The organism is Pseudomonas sp. FH4 (genome assembly GCF_000510915.2).
Lineage (GTDB): Bacteria > Pseudomonadota > Gammaproteobacteria > Pseudomonadales > Pseudomonadaceae > Aquipseudomonas > Aquipseudomonas brenneri.
On the sequence record NZ_AOHN01000001.1, the window covers coordinates 103,317 to 125,127 of the forward strand.

The following is a 21,811-nucleotide window of genomic DNA, read 5'->3' on the forward strand; positions in this document are numbered from 1 at the left end:
GCCCCGTCCCTATGAGTGGAATTGGGGCGGGAGCCTGCCATGAGCCTGCATGAAACCTTTGGCCAGCCATTGCTGACCTTCCCCGACGCTGAAAAAAGCCCCCTGAGCATTCGCGCCAAGGCGCTGGTGTTTGTCGACCCCCGATCAAGGCAACTGCGCGAAGACCTCGAAAGCCTGGCCCCGCGTGCCTTGCCGGTGTTGATTCGTGGCGAAACCGGTAGCGGCAAGGAATTGCTGGCGCGCCATATCCATCGCGGCAGTGACCGCAGCGGCCTGTTTGTTTCGGTCAACTGCGGCGCGATCAGCCCTACCTACGCCGATGCCGAATTGTTTGGCTATGCCGCCGGCAGCCACAACGGCGCCGCCAGCAGCCGGGCTGGCTGGTTCGGCTCGGCCAACGGCGGCACCTTGTACCTCGATGAGATCGGCGACTTGCCGTTGCCGATCCAGATCAAGCTGCTCGCCGCCCTGGAAAACCACGAAGTCACCCGCGTCGGCGCCCATCAACCGAGCCCGGTGGATGTGCGTCTGGTTGCCGCCACCAGCATCGACCTGGCCCAGGCCGTGGCGGTCGGAAAATTCCATGAGCGCCTGTTCCATTACCTCAGCGAAGGCCAACTGGAACTGCCGGCGCTGCGCGAGCGGGTGGGTGACATCCTGTCGTTGGCCGAGTACTTCCTGGGCATCTACAGCCAGCGCCTGGACTTGCCGGTGCCGTTGATCAGCGAGGCCGCGCAGCAGGTGCTGGAGCAGCACAGCTGGCCGGGCAATACCCGGGAACTGGAGAACGTGATCCACTTTGCGCTGCTGGTCAGCAGTGGCGATGAGATCTTGCCGGAGCATTTGAACCTGCCGGTGGCCTCGGTGGTACAGATTGAGCAGCAGGTGCGCCAGATCCTGAGCAGCGGCAGCGAAGTCGAGCGCATAGCGTTGACGCGTCTGTTTCAAGGCTTAGGCTCTGTATGAACAAAATGGAATATCAACGTGAATAAAAGGTATTGTTCGGGAATAAAAAATATCGGTATTGTCACTTTCACGCCGCGATAGCACATCGCTGGCACTCCCCTATAAGAAGTGGCCGTCACCGACGTCCCGGATTTTCGATTAAGGACACTGCATGAAAAAGGTTCTGTTGTTCACCGCACTGGCGGCTGCCCTGACTGCCGGTATCGCTCAAGCCAACGAAAAACTGGTGATCGCGGCCACGCCGGTGCCGCACGCCGAGATCCTTGAGCTGATCAAGCCGACCCTGGCCAAAGAAGGCGTGGACCTGGAAATCAAGGTCTTCACCGACTACGTGCAGCCGAACGTGCAAGTGGCCGAGAAGCGCCTGGACGCCAACTACTTCCAGACCCTGCCGTACCTGCAGAACTTCAACAAGGGTAAAGGCACCAACCTGGTCACCGTGGTTGGCGTGCACGTTGAACCGTTCGGCGGCTACTCGAAAAAGATCAAGAAAATCGAAGACCTGAAAGATGGTGCCACTGTTGCCATTCCCAACGAAGGCTCCAATAGCGGTCGTGCCCTGTTGCTGCTGCAGAAGGCCGGTGTGATCACCCTCAAAGACCCGACCAATGCCCTGTCCACGCCAAAAGACATCGCCAGCAACCCGAAGAACCTGAAGTTCAAGGAGCTGGAGTCGGCCCTGCTGCCGCGTGTCCTGGACCAGGTTGACCTGGACATGATCAACACCAACTACGCCCTGGAAGCCGGCCTGAACCCGGCCAAGGATGCGCTGATCATTGAATCGTCCGATTCGCCGTACGTGAACTTCCTGGTAGCCCGTCCAGACAACAAGGACAGTGCCGCCATCCAGAAACTGTCCAAGGCCCTGACCAGCCCTGAAGTCAAAGCCTTCATCGAGCAGAAGTACAAAGGCGCGGTGGTGCCGGCGTTCTGATTGAGCAAACCCCCTTCAAGGTTTGAACGCCGACGGCTGATATAGCGTTGGCGTTTTTTATTGGGCAATGATGGTCAAAATTGTGGGAGCTGGGCTTGCCCGCGATGCAGGCACCTCGGTGTGTCAGTGACACAGAGGTGATGCTATCGCGGGCAAGCCCGGCTCCCACACAAGCCCGCTCCCACATGGGTGGGTGTTATGCCTGTTAATCCCGGCTGTTGATCGCCCGGCGCAACGCCACCAACCACTTCACCAATTCCTGCGGATCAATCGGTTTCGCCTCGCTCATCTGTCATTCCCTCGCTGGTTAAATGGCCCTCAGTCTGGCCATGCGCTGTCCATCCCTGTCGTTCAGCGCTGAAAAATAGACCCTTCCTACACGCCCCAGAACCATAGCTGTCATCTGCCAACCCGGCGAACCCACAGGTTAGTTTTTTGGGTGATATCAATATGCTATTTCGGTATTTAAATTTTATTTTTTATACCTTTAAAGTCAGCACTTCGCGACGTTACCCACGTCGAACGCGGACTGCGTTTACGCCGCATTACCCCTGCGGCGCCCAGGACTAGAAATGACCTTCGATTACGCCTTTATCCTCAGCACCCTGCCGGCGTTTCTCAAGGCCGTGGGGGTGACCTTGCAAGTGGGTTTGATCGCCATTGCCACCTCGCTGCTGGTGGCGCTGATCAACTCGGCCTTGCTGGTGTTTCGCACCCCGTACCTGTCGCGCCTGGTGGCGCTGTACGTGGAGTTGGCGCGTAACACGCCGCTGCTGATCCAGCTGTTCTTCGTGTACTTCGCCCTGCCGGCCCTGGGCTTCAATATCTCCGGGTTCTGGGCGGCGATCATCACCATGACCTTCCTCGGCGGTGCCTACCTCACTGAAGTGCTGCGTGCCGGGGTGGAAGCGGTGCCGCTGGCGCAGATCGAGTCGGGCAAGTCCATCGGTCTGTCCGACTGGCAACTGCTGCGCCATGTGATCCTGCCCCAGGCCGGGATCCTCAGCCTGCCGGCGCTGTTTGCCAATTTCATTTTCCTGCTCAAGGAGACCACGGTGGTCTCGGCAGTGGCAGTGCCGGAGATTCTCTACACCACCAAAAGCTACATCGCCCTCTACTACAAGACTTACGAAATGCTCGCCGTGCTCACGCTGATTTGCGTGCTGTTGTTCTTGCCGCTGTCGCTGTTGCTCAGCCGCCTGGAAAGGAGGCTCCAGCATGGCCAGTTCGGGTCTTGAGTTGTTGTGGGTGTCGTTGCCGCAACTGGGCAAGGGGGCCGCGCAAACCCTGTCGATTTCCTTTTTGAGCATCGCCTTCAGCACGGTTGGCGGGGTGTTGTATGGGGTGCTGTGCACCTTGAATGTGCGCGCGATCAACCTGCTGCTGCGTATTTACCTGGAGTTGTTCCGCGCGATTCCGGTGCTGGTGTGGCTGTATCTGCTGTTCTTTGGCCTGCCGATTTTCACCGGCCTGAGCATCCCCAGTTTCTGGTGCGCGGTGCTGGTGCTGTCGCTGTGGGGCGCCAGTGAAGTGGGTGAAGTGGTGCGCGGCGCCTTGCATTCGCTGCCGCGCGGGCAGCGGGAGGCGGGCCTGTCGATTGGCTTGTCGGCGCCGCAGCTCTACGGCTACGTGCTGTTGCCCCAGGCGCTCAAGCGCATGACGCCGCCGACCATCAACGTCTACACGCGGATCATCAAGACCAGTTCCCTGGCAGTGCTGATCGGCGTGGTGGACGTGATCAAGGTCGGCCAGCAAATCATCGAGCGCACCTATGAGTCGGTGTTGATCTACGGCGCGCTGTTCCTGTTTTTCTTCTTTATCTGCTACCCGTTGTCAGCCGCCTCCAAGGTGCTGGAACGGCGCTGGGCCCAAGCATGAGCGCATTGATCGAGTTCCAGGGTTTCAACAAGTTCTTTGGCGAACAGCAGGTGCTCAACGGCATCGACCTGAGCGTGCAAAGCGGTGAAGTGGTGGTAATCCTCGGCCCCAGCGGCTGCGGTAAAAGCACCTTGCTGCGCTGCCTCAATGGCCTGGAAGTGGCCCACAGCGGCAGCCTGCGGTTTGCCGGCAAAGAGCTGCTGGATAAACACACCGACTGGCGCCAGGTGCGCCAGGATGTGGGCATGGTGTTCCAGAGTTATCACCTGTTTCCCCATATGAGCGTGCTCGACAACATCCTGCTGGGCCCGCTGAAAGTGCAAAAACGCGAACTCCGCGAAGCCCGTGAGCAGGCGGAAAAACTGCTGGAGCGGGTAGGGCTCGCCGACAAGCGCGATGCGTTCCCGCGTCAGTTGTCTGGTGGTCAGCAGCAACGCATCGCCATCGTCCGCTCGTTGTGCATGAACCCTCAGGTCATGCTGTTTGATGAAGTCACCGCCGCCCTTGACCCGGAAATGGTCAAGGAAGTGCTGGAGGTGATCCAGGACCTGGCGCGCGATGGCATGACCCTGCTGATCGTCACCCATGAAATGGCCTTCGCCCGTGCCGTCGCCGACCGCGTGGTGTTTATGGAGGCCGGCCGCATCCTCGAACACAACACCCCCGAGGCATTCTTTACGAACCCGCAGACCGCACGCGCGCAGCAGTTCCTGGAGAAGTTCTCCTTTGTTTCAACACTGCCCAAGAAAATCAAGGAACTGGAGCTGTCATGAAAACTGCCAAGTTGTTACTGCCGCTGCTCGGCCTCGCCTTACTGGCCGGCTGCAACAAAACTGAAGAACCGGCCAAACCCGCCGCTGCCGCGCCGGCGGCGGTGAGCTATATCGACAAGATCAAGGCCCGCGACAAGCTGATCGTCGGCGTGTTCACCGATAAACCGCCGTTTGGCTTTGTCGATGAAGCCGGGCGCTATGTGGGCTTTGATACCGACATCGGCCGCCAGTTTGCCAAGGACCTGCTGGGCGACGAAAACAAGGTCGAGTTCGTGGCCGTGGAGCCGGCCAGCCGCATCCCGTTCCTGCAGAGCGACAAGGTCGACCTGATCCTCGCCAACATGACCGTGACCCCGGAGCGCAAGGAAGCGGTGGAATTCACCAACCCCAACCTGAAAGTCGCGGTCCAGGCCCTGGTGCCTAACGACAGCACGGTGAAAAGCCTCGACGACCTGGCGACCCGCACCACCATCGTCACCACCGGCACCACCGCCGATATCTGGCTGACCAAGAACCACCCGGACTGGAAACTGCTCAAGTTCGAAAAAAACTCCGAGTCGCTGCAAGCGCTGTCGGCCGGGCGTGGCGATGCCTATGCCCAGGACAACCTAGTGCTGTTCAGCTGGGCCAAGCAGAACCCGGGCTACCGCGTGCTGGAAGAAAAACTGGGCGATGAAGCGCCGATTGCGCCGGCGGTGAAGAAGGGCAATATCGAACTGCGCGACTGGGTGAATGCCGAGTTGGCGAAGTTGGGTGAAGAGAAGTTCTTGCTCAAGCTGTATGACCAGTACGTGCGTAAAGAACTGAGCGATGACACCAAGCCTGAGAGTGTGATTGTTGAAGGCGGTAAGTGGCAGGGTTGAATCTGCGCTGAATGATCCACCGCTATCGCAGGCAAGCCCGCTCCCACAGGAGAATGCATTCCAAATGTGGGAGCGGGCTTGCCCGCGATGGCGGCAGTACAGGCGCCGCCTACTGAGGCCAATGCCAAGCCGGCTCATCCAGCACCCGCTGCCCCACAATCTGCGTCTGCCCTAGCACCTTCTCCAACACAATCGAATTGCACCCCTCATCCTGCTGCAACGCTGCGATCAAGCGGCTGGCATGGGACACCACCCACACCTGGCAGTGCTTGGATGCCTGGATAATCAGGCGCGCCAAGGCCGGCAGTAGATCCGGGTGCAGGCTGGTTTCCGGCTCGTTGAGCACCATCATCGTTGGCGGGCGCGGCGTCAGCAGCGCGGCGATCAGCAGCAGGTAGCGCAAGGTGCCGTCCGATAGCTCCGCCGCTGACAGTGGGCGCAGCAAGCCTTCCTGATAGAACTCAATGGCAAAACGTCCGCCGCGCAATGGCTCGATATGCAAACGCGCGCCGGGAAACGCATCGCTCACCGCTTGTTGCAAGGCTTCGGGATCGCCGATTTCGCGGATGGTCTGCAGCGCCGCCGCCAGGTCACGGCCGTCGTGATGCAGGACCGGTGTGTGCGTGCCCAACTGCGGTTGGCGCACGGGTGCATCGGCGTCGCTGCGAAAGTGATCATAAAAGCGCCAGCCGCGAATGCTTTCGCGCAGCATCAGCACCTCCGGCGAGCCGCGCAGGCTGCCGACTTGATCAAACAGGCTGTGGTAGTTGGGCGTGTGCTGGGCCAGTACATCCCAGGCGCGGCCGGCACGGGCACGGACCATCGGCCCGGAGCGCTGCACCAACAGGCTGGCCGGGCGATAGACATGGCCGGCCCAGATGCATTCTTTCTTGATCTCGGGGTCCAGGGAAAAATATGACGCGCTGGGTTCTGGCAAGCCCAGGGAGATCGCGTAGCTGAAATCCTCCCCGGCAAACCCCAGGCGCAGGCGCTTGGCGCCACTGCGTACGCTCAGTTGCACGGCGACTTCGCCATTGAGCATGCGTCGGCTGATATTTTCTGGGCCGGCCCAGAAGGTTGAATCCAGTCCACCTTCGCGGGCCAGGGCATTGATCACACCGCCCTGGGCGGTTTCCGCCAACAGGCGCAAGGCGCGGTACAGGTTGGATTTGCCGCTGCCATTGGGGCCGGTGATCAGGTTCAGCCGATCCAGCGGTACCACCAATTTATTGATCGAGCGGTAATTGGCCACCGCTAAGGTTTTCAGCATCAAGGGCGTTCCCGGCCTGTGTAGACCGCCATCTTACCCTGTAGGAGCCGGCTTGCCGGCGATCAACCGACGCCATGTAATTCACATAGGCGAAGGCGGAACCCTGAACTAAGCTCACAGTCGCATACACACTGGCACGTCGGTATCACGCAAAAGGAGTCTGCATGGGCGGTCCCACTTCAACCGTTATTTGTGGCGTTGCCCTGCTGGCATTGCTGAGCGGCTGTGGCCAGGAAAAACCTGAAGCCAAGGCCCATTCCAGGGTGTTTGTGCAAACCGTGCAGCCCACCGAATTTGCGGCGGCGGTGACCCTCACCGGGGATATCCAGGCGCGGGTGCAGACCGATTTGTCATTTCGCGTCGGTGGCAAGATTATCCAGCGCATGGTCGATGTCGGCGACCGCGTGACGGCCCGGCAAGTGCTGGCCAGGCTCGATCCCAAGGATTTGCAGACCAATGTCGATTCCGCCCAGGCCCAGGTGGTGGCGGAACAGGCGCGGGTCAAACAGACGGCGGCGGCTTTTGTGCGCCAGGAAAAACTCCTGCCCAAGGGTTACACCAGCCGCAGCGAATACGACGCTGCCCAGGCCGCGCTGCGTAGCAGTCAAAGTGCCCTGGCCGCCGCGCAGGCTCAACTGGCCAATGCCCGCGAACAACTGGGCTACACCGCATTGATCGCCGAGGCACCGGGGGTGATTACCGCGCGCCAGGCCGAAGTCGGCCAGGTGGTGCAGGCCACCGTGCCGATTTTCAGCCTGGCCCGTGACGGCGAGCGCGACGCGGTGTTCAACGTCTACGAATCACTGCTGGCGGAGCCACCGCCGGATGCGCCGATCACCGTCAACCTGTTGGATAACCCGAGCATCAAGGCCGTGGGCCGGGTGCGTGAAGTGACCCCGGCCGTTGCGGCCAACAGCGGCACGGTGCAGGTGAAGATCGCCCTGGATGCCTTGCCCAAGGGCATGCAACTGGGCTCGGTGGTCAGCGCCACCGCCAACGGGCAAGCCAAGGCCAGCATCGAACTGCCTTGGGCGGCACTGACCAAGGATCTCAGCGAGCCCGCCGTTTGGTTGGTGGATGGTGACGGCAAGGCGCAACTGCACAAGGTCACTGTCGCGCGCTACCTGACCGGCAAGGTGATCATCAGCGATGGCCTCAAGGGCGGCGAAAAAGTCGTGGTGGCCGGTGGGCAATTGCTGCACCCAGGCATGTTGGTGGAGATCGCCCAGGCGCCGGATCAGGCCCAGGCCAAGGGCGTGCAGCCATGAAGCGCCTGACGCTGGTCCTTGCCGGCAGCCTGTTGCTGAGCGCCTGCTCCAAGGAAGAACCGGCGCCGGAGCCTGTGCGCCCGGTGCTTTGGGTCGAGGTGAAAGCCGAAGACCAGGCCCACCTCGGGCGCTTTGCCGGCAGTATCCAGGCGCGCTATGAAAGCAACCTGGGCTTCCGGGTGCCAGGGCGCATTGCGCGGCGCGCGGTCGATGTGGGCGCCGAAGTCGAAAAAGGCGCCTTGTTGGCAGTGCTCGACCCCACTGACCAGCAGAACCAGTTGCGCGCCGCCCAGGGTGACCTGGCGCGAATCCAGGCGCAATTTATCAATGCCCAGGCCAATGCGCGCCGCCAGCAGGAGTTGTTCAACCGTGGTGTTGGCGCCCAGGCACAACTGGACGTTGCCCAGACCGACCTGAAAACCACCCAGGCCTCCCTCGATCAGGCCAAGGCGTCGGTGGACCAGGCCAGGGATCAGCTCAACTACGCCGAGTTACGCACCGACCACGGCGGCATCGTCACGGCCTGGAATGCCGAAGCCGGCCAAGTGGTGAGTGCCGGCCAACAAGTGGTGACGCTGGCCCGCCCGGATATCAAGGAGGCGGTGATCGACCTGCCCGCCGGCCTCGCCGAACGCCTGCCGGTCGACGTAGTGTTTGTGGTGGCCAGCCAGTTGGACCCCGGCATCAACACCACCGCCACCGTGCGCGAGATCGAGCCCCAGGCGCAAAGCGCAACCCGTACCCGTCGTGCGCGCCTGACCCTGGCCCAGACGCCTGCGGCGTTCCGCTTGGGCACGGCGATCAGCGTGACCCTGAGCTCGGCCATCGCCCCGCGCATCGAACTGCCCGCCAGCGCGGTGCAGGATGTCGAGGGCAAGACCCGCATCTGGGTCATCGATACACAACAACAGAGCGTGCAGCCCCGTGAGGTGACCCTGGTCAGTCGCGATGCCAGCCATGTGGTGCTCAACGGCGGGGTGCAGCCTGGCGAGCGCGTGGTCAGCGCCGGCGTCAACAGCCTCAAGCCCGGACAAAAAGTCAAAACCGACGAGGACAGCCCGCGATGAAAGGGAGCTTCAACTTATCCGACTGGGCACTCAAGCATCAGTCCTTCGTCTGGTACCTGATGTTCGTCGCGCTGCTGATGGGCGTGTTTTCCTACATGAATCTGGGGCGTGAAGAAGATCCGTCCTTCACCATCAAGACCATGGTGATCCAGACCCGCTGGCCGGGCGCGACCCAGGAAGAAACCCTCAAGCAGGTCACCGACCGCATCGAGAAAAAGCTCGAAGAGCTGGACTCTCTGGACTATGTAAAAAGCTACACCCGGCCCGGTGAATCCACGGTCTTCGTGTTCCTCAAGGACACCACCAGCGCCAAGGCGATCCCCGAGATCTGGTACCAGGTGCGCAAGAAAATCGACGACATCCGTGGCACCTTCCCCCAGGGCTTGCAGGGGCCGTCGTTCAACGACGAGTTCGGCGATGTGTTTGGCTCGGTCTACGCCTTTACCGCCGATGGCATGTCGATGCGCCAGTTGCGCGATTACGTCGAGCAGGTACGCGCCGAGATCCGTGCGGTGCCGGGGTTGGGCAAGGTCGAGATGATCGGCCAGCAGGACGAAGTGATTTACCTGAATTTCTCCACACGCAAACTGGCCGCCCTGGGGATTGACCAGCGCCAAGTGGTGCAGAGCCTGCAATCGCAGAACGCGGTGACCCCGGCGGGGGTGATCGAGGCCGGGCCGGAGCGGATTTCGGTGCGCACCTCCGGGCAATTCGCCTCGGAAAAGGATCTGGCCGACGTCAATCTGCGGCTCAATGATCGTTTCTATCGGTTGGCGGATATCGCTGATATCAGCCGGGGTTATGTCGACCCGGCGCGGCCGATGTTCCGTTTCAACGGCCAGCAAGCCATTGGCCTGGCCATCGCCATGCAGAAGGGCGGCAACATCCAGGAATTCGGCAAGGCGCTGCACCAGCGCATGGATGAGCTGACGGCCGATCTGCCGGTGGGCATTGGCGTACACAAGGTGTCGGACCAGGCAGAGGTGGTGGAAGAAGCGGTCGGCGGCTTCACCAGTGCGCTGTTCGAGGCAGTGATCATCGTGCTGGTCGTGAGTTTTATCAGCCTCGGCCTGCGCGCCGGGTTGGTGGTGGCGTGTTCGATCCCGCTGGTGCTGGCGCTGGTATTTGTATTTATGGAGTACAGCGGCATCACCATGCAGCGCGTGTCGCTGGGCGCGTTGATTATCGCCCTGGGCTTGCTGGTGGATGATGCGATGATCACCGTGGAAATGATGATCACGCGCCTGGAAAAAGGCGAAACCCTGGAACAGGCCGCGACCTTTGCCTACACCTCCACTGCGTTCCCGATGCTTACCGGCACCCTGGTGACCGTGGCCGGCTTTGTGCCGATTGGCCTCAACGCCAGCTCGGCCGGCGAATACACCTTTACCCTGTTTGCGGTGATTGCCGTGGCGATGCTGGTGTCGTGGGTGGTGGCCGTGTTGTTTGCGCCGGTGATTGGCGTGCATATCCTCAGCAGCCAGGTCAAACCGCACAATGAAGAGCCGGGGCGCATTGGCCGGGCATTCAATGGCGGCATGCTGTGGGCCATGCGCAATCGCTGGTGGGCGATCGGCCTGACGGTGCTGCTGTTCGTGGCGTCGGTGTTTTCCATGCAGTTTGTGCAGAACCAGTTTTTCCCGTCGTCGGATCGCCCGGAAATCCTCGTTGACCTCAACCTGCCGCAAAACGCCTCGATCAACGAAACCCGCAAGGCCGTGGACCGGCTTGAAGCGATCATCAAGGACGACCCGGATATCGCGCGCTGGAGCACTTACATCGGCCAGGGTGCAATCCGTTTCTACCTGCCCCTGGACCAGCAGCTGGAGAACCCGTATTACGCGCAACTGGTGATTGTCAGCAAGGGCCTGGAAGAGCGCGGTGCGTTGATCGAGCGCCTGCAAAAACGCCTGCGTGATGACTTCGTGGGCGTCGGCAGTTTTGTCCAACCCCTGGAAATGGGCCCGCCGGTTGGGCGCCCGATCCAGTACCGGGTATCGGGCAAGGACATCGACCAGGTGCGCAAACACGCCATCGAACTGGCGACGTTGCTGGACAAAAACACGCACCTGGGCGAGATCATCTACGACTGGAATGAGCCGGGCAAAGTGCTGCGGGTCGATATCGCCCAGGACAAGGCGCGCCAGCTCGGGCTGTCGTCCGAAGACGTGGCGCAACTGATGAACAGCGTGGTCAGCGGCTCGGCTGTGACCCAGGTGCACGATGATATCTACCTGATCAACGTGGTTGGCCGTGCCGAAGACGCTGAGCGCGGTACGCCGGAAACCTTGCAGAACCTGCAGATTGTCACGCCGAGTGGCACGTCGATCCCACTGCTGGCCTTTGCCACCGTGCGCTACGAGTTGGAGCAGCCGCTGGTATGGCGCCGCGATCGCAAGCCGACCATCACCATCAAGGCCGCCGTGCGCGACGAGATGCAGCCGACCGATTTGGTCAAGCAGCTTGAGCCTGAGATCGAGAAGTTCAGCGCCGGTTTGCCGGTGGGCTACAAGGTCGCTACCGGCGGCACCGTGGAGGAAAGCGGCAAGGCCCAGGGCCCGATTGCCAGCGTGGTGCCGTTGATGCTGTTTTTGATGGCGACCTTCCTGATGATCCAGTTGCACAGTGTGCAGAAGATGTTCCTGGTCGCCAGCGTCGCTCCGCTGGGGCTGATCGGCGTGGTGCTGGCGCTGATTCCCACGGGTACGCCCATGGGCTTTGTGGCGATCCTGGGGATCCTGGCGCTGATCGGCATCATCATCCGCAACTCGGTGATTTTGGTGACGCAGATCGATGCCTACGAGTCGGAGGGCTATACACCGTGGGATGCCGTGGTGCAGGCCACCGAGCATCGGCGCCGGCCGATCCTGCTGACGGCGGCGGCGGCCAGCCTGGGCATGATCCCCATCGCCCGGGAAGTGTTCTGGGGCCCGATGGCCTACGCGATGATCGGCGGCATCATCATCGCCACCTTGCTGACGTTGCTGTTTTTGCCGGCGCTGTATGTGGCCTGGTACAAAATCCGCGAGCCCTCGTAGGAACCGGTAAGACGGGCCCTACAGTGCGGTGGGGGCTGTGGGAAACGTCTCAAAGTCTTAATGGGTCGCTTTTCGGGTAACCAATTGTTTTACCCTCCAGGCTTTCACTTGTGTGAAGGTCTTTGCCATGCCTCGTTGTCTGCGCCATACCTTGATGGTTTGCATGCTGTTGCCCTCGCCCCTGGCGATTGCCGGTACCGTGTTGGAAAACGCCCTATGGCGCGTCGAACTCGACCCGGCGACCCTGGCCGTGCGCGTCACCCCTGCTGGCAGCGAGCCGGTGCAGGCCTCCAGTGGCGTGGCGGCCCATGGGGTCAGCCAGTTGCAACAGTCCAGCCGACAGGCCGATTGGCAATGGGATAACGGGGCCTATCGCCTGAGTGCCACCCTGGATCAGCGCGACCTGATCCTCACCGTCACCGCTCGCGAGGCGGCTGAGCTGGAAATCCTCCGACAACCGGCCAGCGCCATGGGCAAGGGCTTGATCTGGCCGCTCGCCGAAGGGCATTACATCCCCGCCGGCAATCGCCTGTGGCAAGACTTCCTGCTTGAATATGGCGATGTGAACAGCACTCAGGACCTCAGCCTGCCGTTATGGGGCGTCGACCATGGCACGTTTACCCTCAACTGGCTGCTGACCAACCCGTACAACAATCGCTTGCAGTGGCAGGCCGAGGGGCAGCGCCTGGGGTTGTCGGTGCGCCATGAGTTCACCGCACTGGACCCGGCCGCGCCCATGACCCTGCGCCTGAACCTGGGCGAGGCCGACTTGCTGGCCGGTGCCAAGCGCTATCGCCAGTGGCTGGTGGAGCAGGGGCTGTACGAGCCGCTGGCAGAAAAACTGCAACGCCTGCCTGCCGGTGAAAAACTGTTGGGCGCGAGCCATGTGTACCTGTGGGGCAATGACCTGCTTGGCCTTGGCGATGTACGCGACTGGGTGCAGTTACGCGCATTGTTGCGCGCACCGGATGGGTTGGGCGCGCAACTCAATGGCCTGCTGGATGCTGAGGCGGCGCAGGTGGTGCAAGCCGCCCAGCCGTTTCTGGATCGCTACCAGCAAGCCGTGCTGCTGCGAGGACTCAATGCGGCGCTTAACAAAAAGGCGCGCCAGGGCTGGCAAGCCAGGACCGAGCCCGACATGCACGCGCTTGCCGAAGGCTATGGCACTGTCCGCCGGCAACTGGCGCTGGCGTTCGCCGGCGCCTTGAGTGTCACCCCCGAAACCTGGGGTAGCACGTTGTCCGCTGCGACGATAAAAACCCTACAGGACAGCGGCCTGCAACGCCTGCTGCTGACCCTGGGCGAAGGCTGGGAGGGCGGGCTCTGGCACCCGGAGGTAGTGCGCAAGGGGGTCGAGGCCGGGTACTTGATGGCGCCTTACGACTCCTACGAGACCGCACTGGCAGATACGGAAAACCCTGACTGGACCACCGCGCACCTGGGCAGCCGTGCCTACCGTGACTGCGCGATCATGCTGAAGAATGGCCAGCTCAAGACCGGCTTCCAGAAGTCCGGGCACTACACCGACCCACGCTGCGTGCGCCCGCTGCTGCAAGCACGGGTGGCGGCGGTGCAGGCCAAGGCCGGGTTCAATGCCTGGTTTCTCGATGCCTACTCCACCGGCATGCTGTTTGACAGCTATCGCTCAGTGCTGGGCATGACCCAGGCGCAGAACGCCGAGGGGAATGTCGACGCGGCGCGCTGGATCGCCAACCACCTCCAGTTGCCGGTGGGTTCCGAAGACGGCAACGCCACCACCGCCCGAGGCGTGCTGTTCGCCCATGGCATGCAGACGCCGGTCATGGGCTGGGGCGACCGCGAGATGACCCAGGATAAACAATCGCCTTACTACGTGGGGGCCTGGTACCCACCGGAACAGCCAGCGGTATTCTTCAAGCACGTGCCACTCAAAGAGCCGCTGCGCACCGTGTACTTTGCCCCGGCGATGCGCCTGCCGCTGTATCAGGCGGTGTTCCATGGCTCGGTCATCACCACCCATCACTGGCTGTTCGATAGCCTGAAGCTGAGCAATGTGCAGGTGGAGAGCGAACTGACCCAACTGCTTTACAACGTACCGCCGCTCTATCACTTGAGCGCTGCTACGTTGAAACAGCGCTTGCCAATGATCCAGCGTCAGGATGGGTTCTTCCGGCCGTTGCATGAGCGTCTGGCGACCCAGGCACTGACAGATTTTCGCTGGCTGAGCGGCGACCGGCTGCTGCAGCAGACGACCTTTACCGATGGCACGCGGTTGGTGGCCAATTTTGCGAGTGAGCAGAGGGAGGGGTATGCGGGGCGCAGTGTGACGGCGTTGGTGGTGGGGGCAGAGCCGGTGGTGTATCAAGTGGATTAGCGGCGCCTGTGAGTCCATCGCGGGCAAGCTCGCACACACACATTTGAGAGTGTTCACAAATCAATATGTGGGAGCGGGCTTGCTCGCGAAAGCGCCAGATCAGGCACCCCGGTTTCTAAGCCTTACGCCACACACTGGCCAACCAGGGCTGCTGCTCGCGCGGCAGCCCTGCCGGGCGATAGTAGTGCTCCAGCTCCACAAACCCCGCCGTGGTCAGCAGCTCCTGCCAGGCCGCAAGGTCGTGATACGAGCCATAACGCGGCCCATTCCAGCCCTCCTGGTTTTCCCCCCTGGGATTGGAGCTGAACAACACCCCACCCGGCTTCAACGCTCCATGCAACTGCCTGAGAATACGCGGCAGTTCCTGCCTGGGAATATGAAACAGCACCGCATTGGCAAAGATCCCATCGAACCGCCCGGCCGGCAGGTCGAGCTTGAGGAAGTCCTGGTGCAGCACCTCGCAGCCGCTGTCCTGGCGCGCCATCTGCGCGAAACGCTCGGCGCCATCGAGCCCGACGGCGATATGCCCCAGCCGGGTAAACGTCTGCAAATCCCGCCCCGGCCCACAGCCGAAATCCAGCACGGTAAACGGTGCATCACCCTGGATATGCCGCAGCAACGCCTCGATGTTCTGGCTCACATCATGGTCGCGGGTGCCTTCGCGAAAGTCCTCGGCCACCTGGTTGTAGTGGCCCAGGGTGGTGGAGGTGATCTGGTCGAGGTCGTCGGGGGCGAGTTTCATGGCAGTCGGCACCAGGGCAAAGAGAGGTGCCGACTATACCTCAGCGCTTGTTGAGCACGCGCGCCAGGCGATCGCCGCCCAGTTGAATCACCGCCACCAGGATCACCAGCAGCACAATTACCGTGAGCATGATCTGGCTGTCGAAGCGCTGGTAGCCGTAGCGGTAGGCGATATCGCCCAGGCCCCCGGCGCCAATCGCCCCGGCCATGGCCGAGGAGTTGATCATGGTCACCAGGGTAATGGTGAACCCGCCGACAATCCCCGGCAGCGCTTCCGGCAACAGCACATGCCAGACGATATGCCAGCGCCGGCAGCCCATGGCCTGCGCGGCTTCGATCAGGCCATGGTCGACTTCGCGCAGGCTGACCTCGGCGATCCGTGCAAAGAACGGCGTGGCGGCGATGGTCAGCGGTACCACGGCGGCCCACACGCCGTAGGTGGTGCCGACGATCAGGCGGGTGAAGGGTATCAGCGCCACCATCAGAATCAGGAACGGGATGGAGCGGAACAGATTGACGAACGCCCCCAGCACCCGGTTCAACGCCGGGGCCTGGTAGATGCCGCCCTTGTCACTGGTCACCAGGAACACCGCCAGCGGGATACCCACCAGCAACGCGATCAGCGACGACACGCCCACCATCAACAAGGTGTCGATGGCGCCCTGCAATAAACGATCAAACCACATAGCCCAGCACCTCGACCTGTTGTGCCCAGCGCGTGGCGCGGGTGCGTAATGTGTCGGCGTCCAGGGTTGAGCCCGTCACCGCCAGCAGCAACTGCCCCAGTGCATGCCCTTGAATGCGTTCGACCCCGCCTTGCAGCAGGCGCACGCGCCCGCCGAGAGCGCTGAACAGTGCAGCCAGGTCCGGCTCGTCGGCGCTGGCGCCGGTGAATTGCAGGCGCAGCACCACGGCCGCATCTGCTGACTGTGGCGTGGCCTGCAAGCGTTTTTGCAGCTCCTCGGGCAAGCCGTGTTGCAGGGGCGCGAGCAAGGTCTTGCTGACGTCATGCCGAGGGTTGCCAAACACTTCCCACACCGGGCCCTGCTCGACGACCCGCCCGTGCTCCAGCACCACCACGCGGTCACAGATTTCGCGGATCACCGCCATCTCATGGGTGATCAGCACGATGGTCAGGCCCAGGCGCTGGTTGATCTCGCGCAACAGGCCGAGGATCGACTGGGTGGTCTCCGGGTCCAGGGCCGAGGTGGCCTCGTCGCACAGCAGGATCTGCGGGTCGTGCACCAGCGAGCGGGCGATGCCCACGCGTTGCTTCTGGCCGCCGGACAACTGCGCCGGATAGGCCTTGTGCTTGTCCTGCAAGCCCACCAGTTCCAGCAGTTCACGCACTTTTTGCTCGCGCTGTGGCTTGGGTACGCCGGCGACTTTCAGCGGCAGTTCGACGTTCTGCCACACGGTCTTGGCCGACATCAGGTTGAAGTGCTGGAAGATCATGCCGATGCGCCTGCGCAGGGCCACCAGGTGGTCTTCGTCGAAGTCGCCGATATCCACTTGATCGATCAGCACCCGGCCGCTGCTGGGTTGCTCCAGGCGGTTGATGGTGCGGATCAGCGACGACTTGCCGGCGCCGCTGCGGCCGATGATGCCGAAGACTTCGCCGCGCTGGATCGCCAGGTCGATGCCTTGCAGCGCATGCACTGTGCCGTCATAGGTTTTGCCCAGGTTGATAAAACGCACATGGGCGTGGTTCAGGTCAGGATGCAGTTCTGTCTGTCGGGCGTCCCTGGGCGGTGTGCCCAGGTCGCGCAGTTGGGCGTTGGCGGCGCTCATGCTTAGCCTTCCCAGCCGACTTGGTAGAGCTTGCCCAGAGATTTATCCAGGGCCGCGCGAACCACCGGCGAGTGCTGGTAGATCTCGACGAACTTGATCACCCGTGGGTCGGTTGTGCCTTTGGGCTGGGTCACGAACTGGATCACGTATTCCGGGTGGTCGAGGCCGTCGAACAGCAGCGCCGACTCGGCATTGAAGGTCTTGGACAGGCGGATATACGCCGGGTAGCCCTGCACCAGATCGGCATCGTCATAGGCGCGCACCAGTTGCACCGCTTCGACTTGCAGGATCTTGATCTTTTTCGGGTTGGCGACGATGTCTTCTTCGGTAGCCTTGTAGCCAACGCCCGGCTTGAGGGTGATCAAGCCCGCCTTGGCCAGCAGTTGCAGGCCACGCCCGCTGTTGATCGGGTCGTTGGCGATGGCCACGCTGGCGCCCTGGGGCAGATTGTCGAAGCTTTTGTATTTTTTCGAGTAGAGACCCACGTTGTTGATGATCCCGGGTTTGAACGGCACCAGGTCAAAACCGGCGGCGGCCTTGGCGTTTTCCAGGAACGGAATGTGCTGGAAGTAGTTCACGTCGATATCGCCGGCGGCGAGGCTGACGTTGGGCGCGATCCAGTCGGTGAATTCCACCAGCTCGACTTTAAGGCCCTGCTTGCCGGCCTCTTCGACGGCGGCCTCCAGGGGAATGGCAAAGGCGGCGGTGGTGCCGACTTTGAGCGGCGCATCGGCGGCAAACACCGCCGAGCTGAACAGGCCGAGGGCCAGGGCCAGTGCTTTAACTGGGTGGGAGAGCAGTGTTTTTTTCATCATTGATATTCCAAATGTAGGAGCGAGCTTGCTCGCGAAAACCCTGAGTGCGCCTCGGGGTATCAGGCACCCCGCGTTATCGTTAACGATTTTCGCGAGCAAGCTCGCTCCTATAGGGGTTAGTGGCGGTAGGTGGAGCCGGTGTGTTGTTTGGGTAAATGGGCATCGCGGTGGAAGACTTTTTCGCGCAGGGTGCCCGCGTCATAAGCAGTCTTGTATGACCCACGCTTTTGCAACTCGGGAATCACCAACTCGATAAAGTCCACATAGCTCTCCGGTGTAACAATGCGCGTCAGGTTGAAGCCATCCAGGTCGGTCTCGGCGATCCAGGACTCCAGCTCATCGGCCACCTGTTCAGGCGAACCCACCAGGGTGATATAGCGCCCGCCCAAGGCGTGTTGCTCCAGCAGTTTGCGACGGGTCCAGTCGTTGTTTTGCAAGGCCTTGGTGGCTGACTGGATGGCGTTGCTCTTCACGTACTGGATCGGTTCATCCAGTTCGTACTGCGAAAAGTCGATGGCGGTAGACGCACTGAAATGCGCCACGCCGGCTTCGGCACTGGCGTAACTCAGGTACTCGGCATGCTTGGCCCAGGCCAGCTCCTCGGTGGCGCCGACAATCACGTTGAGGCCCATGAACACCTTGATATCGTCTGGGTTGCGCCCGGCCTCGACCGCACTGGCGCGTACCTTGTCCACTTGCACCTTGGTCGCGGCCTTGTTCTGCCCGCTGATAAACACGCACTCGGCATGACGCCCGGCAAACAGCAGGCCGCGCTCCGAACTGCCGGCCTGGAACAGCACCGGCGTGCGCTGCGGCGAGGGCTCGCACAGGTGATAGCCCTCCACCTGGTAGAACTCGCCATGGTGCTCGACCTTGTGCACCTTGCCCGGCAGGGCATAGATCCGTTGTTGCGGGTCGTTGAGTACCGCGTCGTCTTCCCAGCTGCCTTCCCAGAGTTTGTACAGCACCTCCAGGTATTCGTCGGCCTGGTCGTAGCGCCGGTCATGCTCGACCTGCTCGGTGAGGCCCATGGCCTTGGCGGCGCTGTCCAGGTAGCCAGTGACAATGTTCCAGCCCACCCGGCCACGGCTCAGGTGATCCAGGGTGGACATGCGCCGGGCGAACAGATACGGCGGCTCGTAGGTCAGGTTGGCGGTCAGGCCGAAGCCGAGGTTCCTGGTCACGGCGGCCATGGCCGAGACCAGCAGCAGCGGGTCGTTGACCGGCAGTTGGATCGACTCCTTGAGCGGCACGTCGACTGAGCCTTGGTAGACGTCGTACACCCCGACGATATCGGCGATGAACAATCCGTCGAACAGGCCACGCTCCAGCAATTGCGCCAGTTCAGTCCAGTATTCGACGGTTTTGTATTGGGTCGAGGTATCCCGTGGATGGGTCCACAGCCCATGGTTGATATGCCCGATGCAGTTCATGTTGAAGGCATTGAGCAGGATCTTTTTCTTCGGCATCAAATGGTCCCCCGCAGTGGCGGGTTTTCATCGTTGAGGTAGTAATTGCCGACTGCGTGATACTTCCAGCGCACCGGGTCGTGCAACGTGTGCACCCGGGCATTGCGCCAGTGGCGATCCAGGCCATGTTCGGCGAGGGTCGCCTGGCTGCCGGCGAGTTCGAACAGGGTGCTGCCGGCGGCCAGGGAAATTTCGGTGCTCAGGGCGCGGGCTTCGGCCACCGCAATCGACGCCGCAGCGACGGTTTGCGCGTTGCTGTCGGCCTGGGCGCGGTCGAGGTATTCACCGGAGCGCTCCAGCAGGGCTTCGGTGGCGTGCAGGCGCACGCTCAGGTGGCCGAAGCTCTTGAGGGTCAGCGGGTCTTCGCTGGCCTTGTCGTTGCCCGAGTCGATCCACGGCCGGGTCTTGGTGCGCACAAAATGCAGGGCATCTTCAAAGGCCGCGCGGGCGATGCCGGTGTCGATGGCGGCGTGGAGGATCTGGGCCAGCGGGCCCACGGTGGTCGGGCGCTCGAAGGCGCTCAGGAATGGGATCACGTCTTCGGCCGCGACCCATACCTTGTCGAACACCACCGAGCCGCTGCCGGTGGTGCGCTGGCCAAAGCCGCTCCAGTCGTCGATCACCGTCAGGCCCTGGCTGTCGTGCGGGACAAAAGCCAGTTGCTGCACGCCGTGCTCGTCCACCACCGAGGTGGGAATGCGCTGGGCGTAGATCGCGCCGGTGGCGTAGAACTTGCGGCCACTGATACGAAATCCGTCGCCGTCACGGGTAAGCGCGGTCACCCGGTCATGGGCGGTCTTGGTGCCCAGTTCCGCAAGGGCATTGCCAAAGCGCTGGCCGGCCAGGACCTCGGCGTACAGGCGTTGCTGCTGAGCCGGGCTGCCATTGACCCGCAGCACTTCCAGGGCATAGAAATGGTTCTGCGGGATCTGCCCCAATGAAGCATCGGCCTGGGCGATCAGCGCGATGACCTTGGCCAGGGTGACGTTGGATACGCCAGCGCCGCCGTAGGCCTTGGGCACGCTGATGCCCCACAGGCCGGAGCGGGAAAAGGCTTCCAGCTCGGCGAGCGGCAGGCGGCGTTCGCGGTCGCGCAGGGCGCTGTCGCGGCGAAAGTCTTCGGCCAGGTCGCTGGCGACAATCAGGGCTTGTTCATCGCTGGTGATGACCGCGACAGGATGGGAAAGCGTCATGTTTTTCTCCAGATGTCTGGTCGTCAGATCCAGGAATGCCGGGCCGGCAATGTTGCGTTGAGGTGCCAGGCGCCCACCGCGTGATACTTCCAGCGCACCGGGTCGTGGAGGGTGTGTACCCGTGCATTGCGCCAGTGCCGGTCGAGGTTGAATTCGGCAAGGGTGGCGCGGCTGCCGGCCAGTTCGAAGAGCTTCTCGCTGACCAGCAACGAGACTTCGGTGGTCAGCACCTTGGCTTGTGCCACGGCAATCGAGGCCCGTGCGGCGGAGTGCTCGGTGATGGGCGCGGCGCTGACCTGGTCCAGTACCTGGCCGGCCTTGCGCAGCAGCGCTTCGGCGGCGTGCAGTTCGATTTTCAGTTTGCCGATATCGGCAATCACGTAGAGGTCATCACTGGCGCGCTCGACCTTGGCGTCGATCCAGGGTCGCGCGCGCTCACGTACAAAACTGATGGTGTCGTCGAGGGCGCCACGGGCGATACCGGCGTCGATGGCCGCCTGGATCAATTGCGAGACCGCGCCCTGGATGCCGGGGCTTTGCCCCAGGCGCCAGGTCGGCACCACCAGATCGGCGTCCACCGGCACGTTGTTCAGCAGTACGGTGCCGCTGGCGGTGGTGCGCTGGCCAAAGCCCGACCAGTCATCGACGATGCGCAACCCCGGCGCGGCGCGGCGCACAAAAGCCATGACCTGGCGACCTTCGTCGTCCAGAGCCTTGACCGCGACCCAATGGGCAAACAGCGCGCCGGTGGAGTAGAACTTCTGGCCGTTGATGACAAAACCGTCACCCTCGGCACTGATCCGGGCCTTCAAGTCCAGGGTGTTTTTAGTACCGCGCTCCGGGCCGCCATTGCCGATGCGCCAGCCATCGAGGACGCTTTGGAACAACTGCTTCTTCTGCTCTTGGCTGGCGGCGCCTTGCAACACATGCAAGATGCCGAAATGGTTCTGCGGGATCTGCCCCAGGGCCGGGTCGGCGGCGCTGATAATCGCGAACACTTCGGCCAGGGTCACGAACGACACTTGCGGGCCACCGTATTCGCGGGGGATGGAAATACTGCCCAGGCCGCTGCGGGTGAACTGTTCGATCTCGGCCCAGGGCAGTTTGCGCTGGCGGTCGCGCAGCCCGGCTTGCAGGCGGGCAGCCTGGGCAAGCTCATGGGCAGCGGCAAGGGCTTCACTGTCGTTGCGCAACACCTTGGTGGGCAACAGCAGCGGGGCGATATCCAGATCACTCTGGAGGAGCGATTGCGCCAAGTTAGACATCGGTGCGCCCCTGCGTGGCGACACGTAATGCCCTGGCGTTGTGCACCGGGGTAATTTTGACCATACCTACCTCACATCCGTGGAAAGCTTAAAAATCAGGAATGTCCGGTGGTCCGGTTCATATACC

Annotated in this window: 18 protein-coding genes; 10 read left to right on the forward strand and 8 right to left on the reverse strand. The window is 62.1% G+C overall.

Annotation, left to right across the window (positions count from 1 at the left end; translation table 11 throughout):
- The first annotated feature begins 39 nt into the window (after positions 1-39).
- The 6 genes from H097_RS00465 (at position 40) to H097_RS00490 (ending at position 5,414) form a co-directional block, all read left to right on the forward strand.
- Positions 40-966: a sigma 54-interacting transcriptional regulator gene (locus H097_RS00465; RefSeq protein ID WP_032856554.1), complete on the forward strand. Its 927-nt coding sequence runs from the start codon at positions 40-42 to the stop codon at positions 964-966.
- Between the two features lie 151 nt (positions 967-1,117).
- Complete coding sequence (locus H097_RS00470) at positions 1,118-1,900, forward strand: MetQ/NlpA family ABC transporter substrate-binding protein (RefSeq protein WP_032856555.1); 783 nt, start codon at positions 1,118-1,120, stop codon at positions 1,898-1,900.
- Between the two features lie 572 nt (positions 1,901-2,472).
- Positions 2,473-3,138 (forward strand): amino acid ABC transporter permease, encoded by a 666-nt coding sequence (locus tag H097_RS00475; RefSeq protein WP_032856556.1) that lies wholly within the window; start codon positions 2,473-2,475, stop codon positions 3,136-3,138.
- Positions 3,119-3,778 (forward strand): amino acid ABC transporter permease, encoded by a 660-nt coding sequence (locus tag H097_RS00480; RefSeq protein ID WP_032856557.1) that lies wholly within the window; start codon positions 3,119-3,121, stop codon positions 3,776-3,778. Before H097_RS00475 ends, H097_RS00480 begins: the two co-directional genes overlap by 20 nt.
- The gene (locus tag H097_RS00485; RefSeq protein ID WP_032856558.1) at positions 3,775-4,551 is read left to right on the forward strand and encodes an amino acid ABC transporter ATP-binding protein; all 777 of its coding nucleotides are present in this window, start codon (positions 3,775-3,777) and stop codon (positions 4,549-4,551) included. Before H097_RS00480 ends, H097_RS00485 begins: the two co-directional genes overlap by 4 nt.
- A complete protein-coding gene (locus H097_RS00490) occupies positions 4,548-5,414 on the forward strand; it encodes a transporter substrate-binding domain-containing protein (RefSeq protein WP_032856559.1) in 867 nt (288 codons plus the stop codon). Before H097_RS00485 ends, H097_RS00490 begins: the two co-directional genes overlap by 4 nt.
- A 109-nt stretch (positions 5,415-5,523) precedes the next feature.
- Here H097_RS00490 and H097_RS00495 read toward each other — a convergent pair whose 3' ends face one another.
- Entirely contained in the window at positions 5,524-6,684 is a 1,161-nt protein-coding gene (locus H097_RS00495) for an AAA family ATPase (RefSeq protein WP_032856560.1), read from the reverse strand.
- 164 nt (positions 6,685-6,848) lie between these two features.
- Here H097_RS00495 and H097_RS00500 point away from each other — a divergent pair, with 164 nt between their 5' ends.
- The 4 genes from H097_RS00500 to H097_RS00515 all read left to right on the forward strand — a co-directional run bounded on the left by H097_RS00500 (position 6,849) and on the right by H097_RS00515 (position 14,410).
- Positions 6,849-7,952, forward strand: a complete 1,104-nt coding sequence (locus H097_RS00500) for an efflux RND transporter periplasmic adaptor subunit (RefSeq protein ID WP_032856561.1) — start codon at positions 6,849-6,851, stop codon at positions 7,950-7,952.
- Positions 7,949-9,019, forward strand: a complete 1,071-nt coding sequence (locus H097_RS00505; protein ID WP_032856562.1) for an efflux RND transporter periplasmic adaptor subunit — start codon at positions 7,949-7,951, stop codon at positions 9,017-9,019. Before H097_RS00500 ends, H097_RS00505 begins: the two co-directional genes overlap by 4 nt.
- Complete coding sequence (locus tag H097_RS00510) at positions 9,016-12,057, forward strand: efflux RND transporter permease subunit (RefSeq protein ID WP_032856563.1); 3,042 nt, start codon at positions 9,016-9,018, stop codon at positions 12,055-12,057. The genes H097_RS00505 and H097_RS00510 overlap by 4 nt, the downstream gene beginning before the upstream one ends.
- Positions 12,058-12,184: 127 nt before the next feature.
- Complete coding sequence (locus H097_RS00515; protein WP_032856620.1) at positions 12,185-14,410, forward strand: glycoside hydrolase; 2,226 nt, start codon at positions 12,185-12,187, stop codon at positions 14,408-14,410.
- Positions 14,411-14,525: 115 nt separating this feature from the next.
- Here the strand turns inward: H097_RS00515 and H097_RS00520 are convergent, their stop codons facing one another.
- The 7 genes from H097_RS00520 to H097_RS00550 form a co-directional block, all read right to left on the reverse strand.
- Positions 14,526-15,152, reverse strand: coding sequence for a class I SAM-dependent methyltransferase (locus H097_RS00520; RefSeq protein ID WP_032856564.1), 627 nt, complete (start codon positions 15,150-15,152; stop codon positions 14,526-14,528).
- Positions 15,153-15,192: 40 nt separating this feature from the next.
- A complete protein-coding gene (locus H097_RS00525) occupies positions 15,193-15,837 on the reverse strand; it encodes a methionine ABC transporter permease (RefSeq protein WP_032856565.1) in 645 nt (214 codons plus the stop codon).
- Complete coding sequence (locus H097_RS00530) at positions 15,827-16,942, reverse strand: ATP-binding cassette domain-containing protein (RefSeq protein WP_032856566.1); 1,116 nt, start codon at positions 16,940-16,942, stop codon at positions 15,827-15,829. Before H097_RS00530 ends, H097_RS00525 begins: the two co-directional genes overlap by 11 nt.
- Before the next feature lie 2 nt (positions 16,943-16,944).
- Positions 16,945-17,754: a MetQ/NlpA family ABC transporter substrate-binding protein gene (locus H097_RS00535; RefSeq protein WP_032856567.1), complete on the reverse strand. Its 810-nt coding sequence runs from the start codon at positions 17,752-17,754 to the stop codon at positions 16,945-16,947.
- Between the two features lie 119 nt (positions 17,755-17,873).
- Positions 17,874-19,226 carry an LLM class flavin-dependent oxidoreductase gene (locus tag H097_RS00540; protein WP_032856568.1) on the reverse strand — a complete coding sequence of 451 codons (1,353 nt, stop codon included), beginning with the start codon at positions 19,224-19,226 and terminating at the stop codon, positions 17,874-17,876.
- Positions 19,226-20,419, reverse strand: coding sequence for an SfnB family sulfur acquisition oxidoreductase (locus H097_RS00545; RefSeq protein ID WP_032856569.1), 1,194 nt, complete (start codon positions 20,417-20,419; stop codon positions 19,226-19,228). The genes H097_RS00540 and H097_RS00545 overlap by 1 nt, the downstream gene beginning before the upstream one ends.
- A 23-nt stretch (positions 20,420-20,442) precedes the next feature.
- The gene (locus H097_RS00550; RefSeq protein ID WP_032856570.1) at positions 20,443-21,684 is read right to left on the reverse strand and encodes an SfnB family sulfur acquisition oxidoreductase; all 1,242 of its coding nucleotides are present in this window, start codon (positions 21,682-21,684) and stop codon (positions 20,443-20,445) included.
- Between the last annotated feature and the right edge of the window lie 127 nt (positions 21,685-21,811).

Coding starts and splice junctions, on each gene's coding strand:
- H097_RS00535 (WP_032856567.1), bottom strand. CDS start 17,754: ATGAAAAAAACACTGCTCTCCCACCCAGTTAAAGCACTGGCCCTGGCC.
- H097_RS00540 (WP_032856568.1), bottom strand. CDS start 19,226: ATGCCGAAGAAAAAGATCCTGCTCAATGCCTTCAACATGAACTGCATC.
- H097_RS00520 (WP_032856564.1), bottom strand. CDS start 15,152: ATGAAACTCGCCCCCGACGACCTCGACCAGATCACCTCCACCACCCTG.
- H097_RS00510 (WP_032856563.1), top strand. CDS start 9,016: ATGAAAGGGAGCTTCAACTTATCCGACTGGGCACTCAAGCATCAGTCC.
- H097_RS00515 (WP_032856620.1), top strand. CDS start 12,185: ATGCCTCGTTGTCTGCGCCATACCTTGATGGTTTGCATGCTGTTGCCC.
- H097_RS00505 (WP_032856562.1), top strand. CDS start 7,949: ATGAAGCGCCTGACGCTGGTCCTTGCCGGCAGCCTGTTGCTGAGCGCC.
- H097_RS00550 (WP_032856570.1), bottom strand. CDS start 21,684: ATGTCTAACTTGGCGCAATCGCTCCTCCAGAGTGATCTGGATATCGCC.
- H097_RS00465 (WP_032856554.1), top strand. CDS start 40: ATGAGCCTGCATGAAACCTTTGGCCAGCCATTGCTGACCTTCCCCGAC.
- H097_RS00485 (WP_032856558.1), top strand. CDS start 3,775: ATGAGCGCATTGATCGAGTTCCAGGGTTTCAACAAGTTCTTTGGCGAA.
- H097_RS00475 (WP_032856556.1), top strand. CDS start 2,473: ATGACCTTCGATTACGCCTTTATCCTCAGCACCCTGCCGGCGTTTCTC.
- H097_RS00470 (WP_032856555.1), top strand. CDS start 1,118: ATGAAAAAGGTTCTGTTGTTCACCGCACTGGCGGCTGCCCTGACTGCC.
- H097_RS00525 (WP_032856565.1), bottom strand. CDS start 15,837: ATGTGGTTTGATCGTTTATTGCAGGGCGCCATCGACACCTTGTTGATG.
- H097_RS00495 (WP_032856560.1), bottom strand. CDS start 6,684: ATGCTGAAAACCTTAGCGGTGGCCAATTACCGCTCGATCAATAAATTG.
- H097_RS00480 (WP_032856557.1), top strand. CDS start 3,119: ATGGCCAGTTCGGGTCTTGAGTTGTTGTGGGTGTCGTTGCCGCAACTG.
- H097_RS00545 (WP_032856569.1), bottom strand. CDS start 20,419: ATGACGCTTTCCCATCCTGTCGCGGTCATCACCAGCGATGAACAAGCC.
- H097_RS00490 (WP_032856559.1), top strand. CDS start 4,548: ATGAAAACTGCCAAGTTGTTACTGCCGCTGCTCGGCCTCGCCTTACTG.
- H097_RS00530 (WP_032856566.1), bottom strand. CDS start 16,942: ATGAGCGCCGCCAACGCCCAACTGCGCGACCTGGGCACACCGCCCAGG.
- H097_RS00500 (WP_032856561.1), top strand. CDS start 6,849: ATGGGCGGTCCCACTTCAACCGTTATTTGTGGCGTTGCCCTGCTGGCA.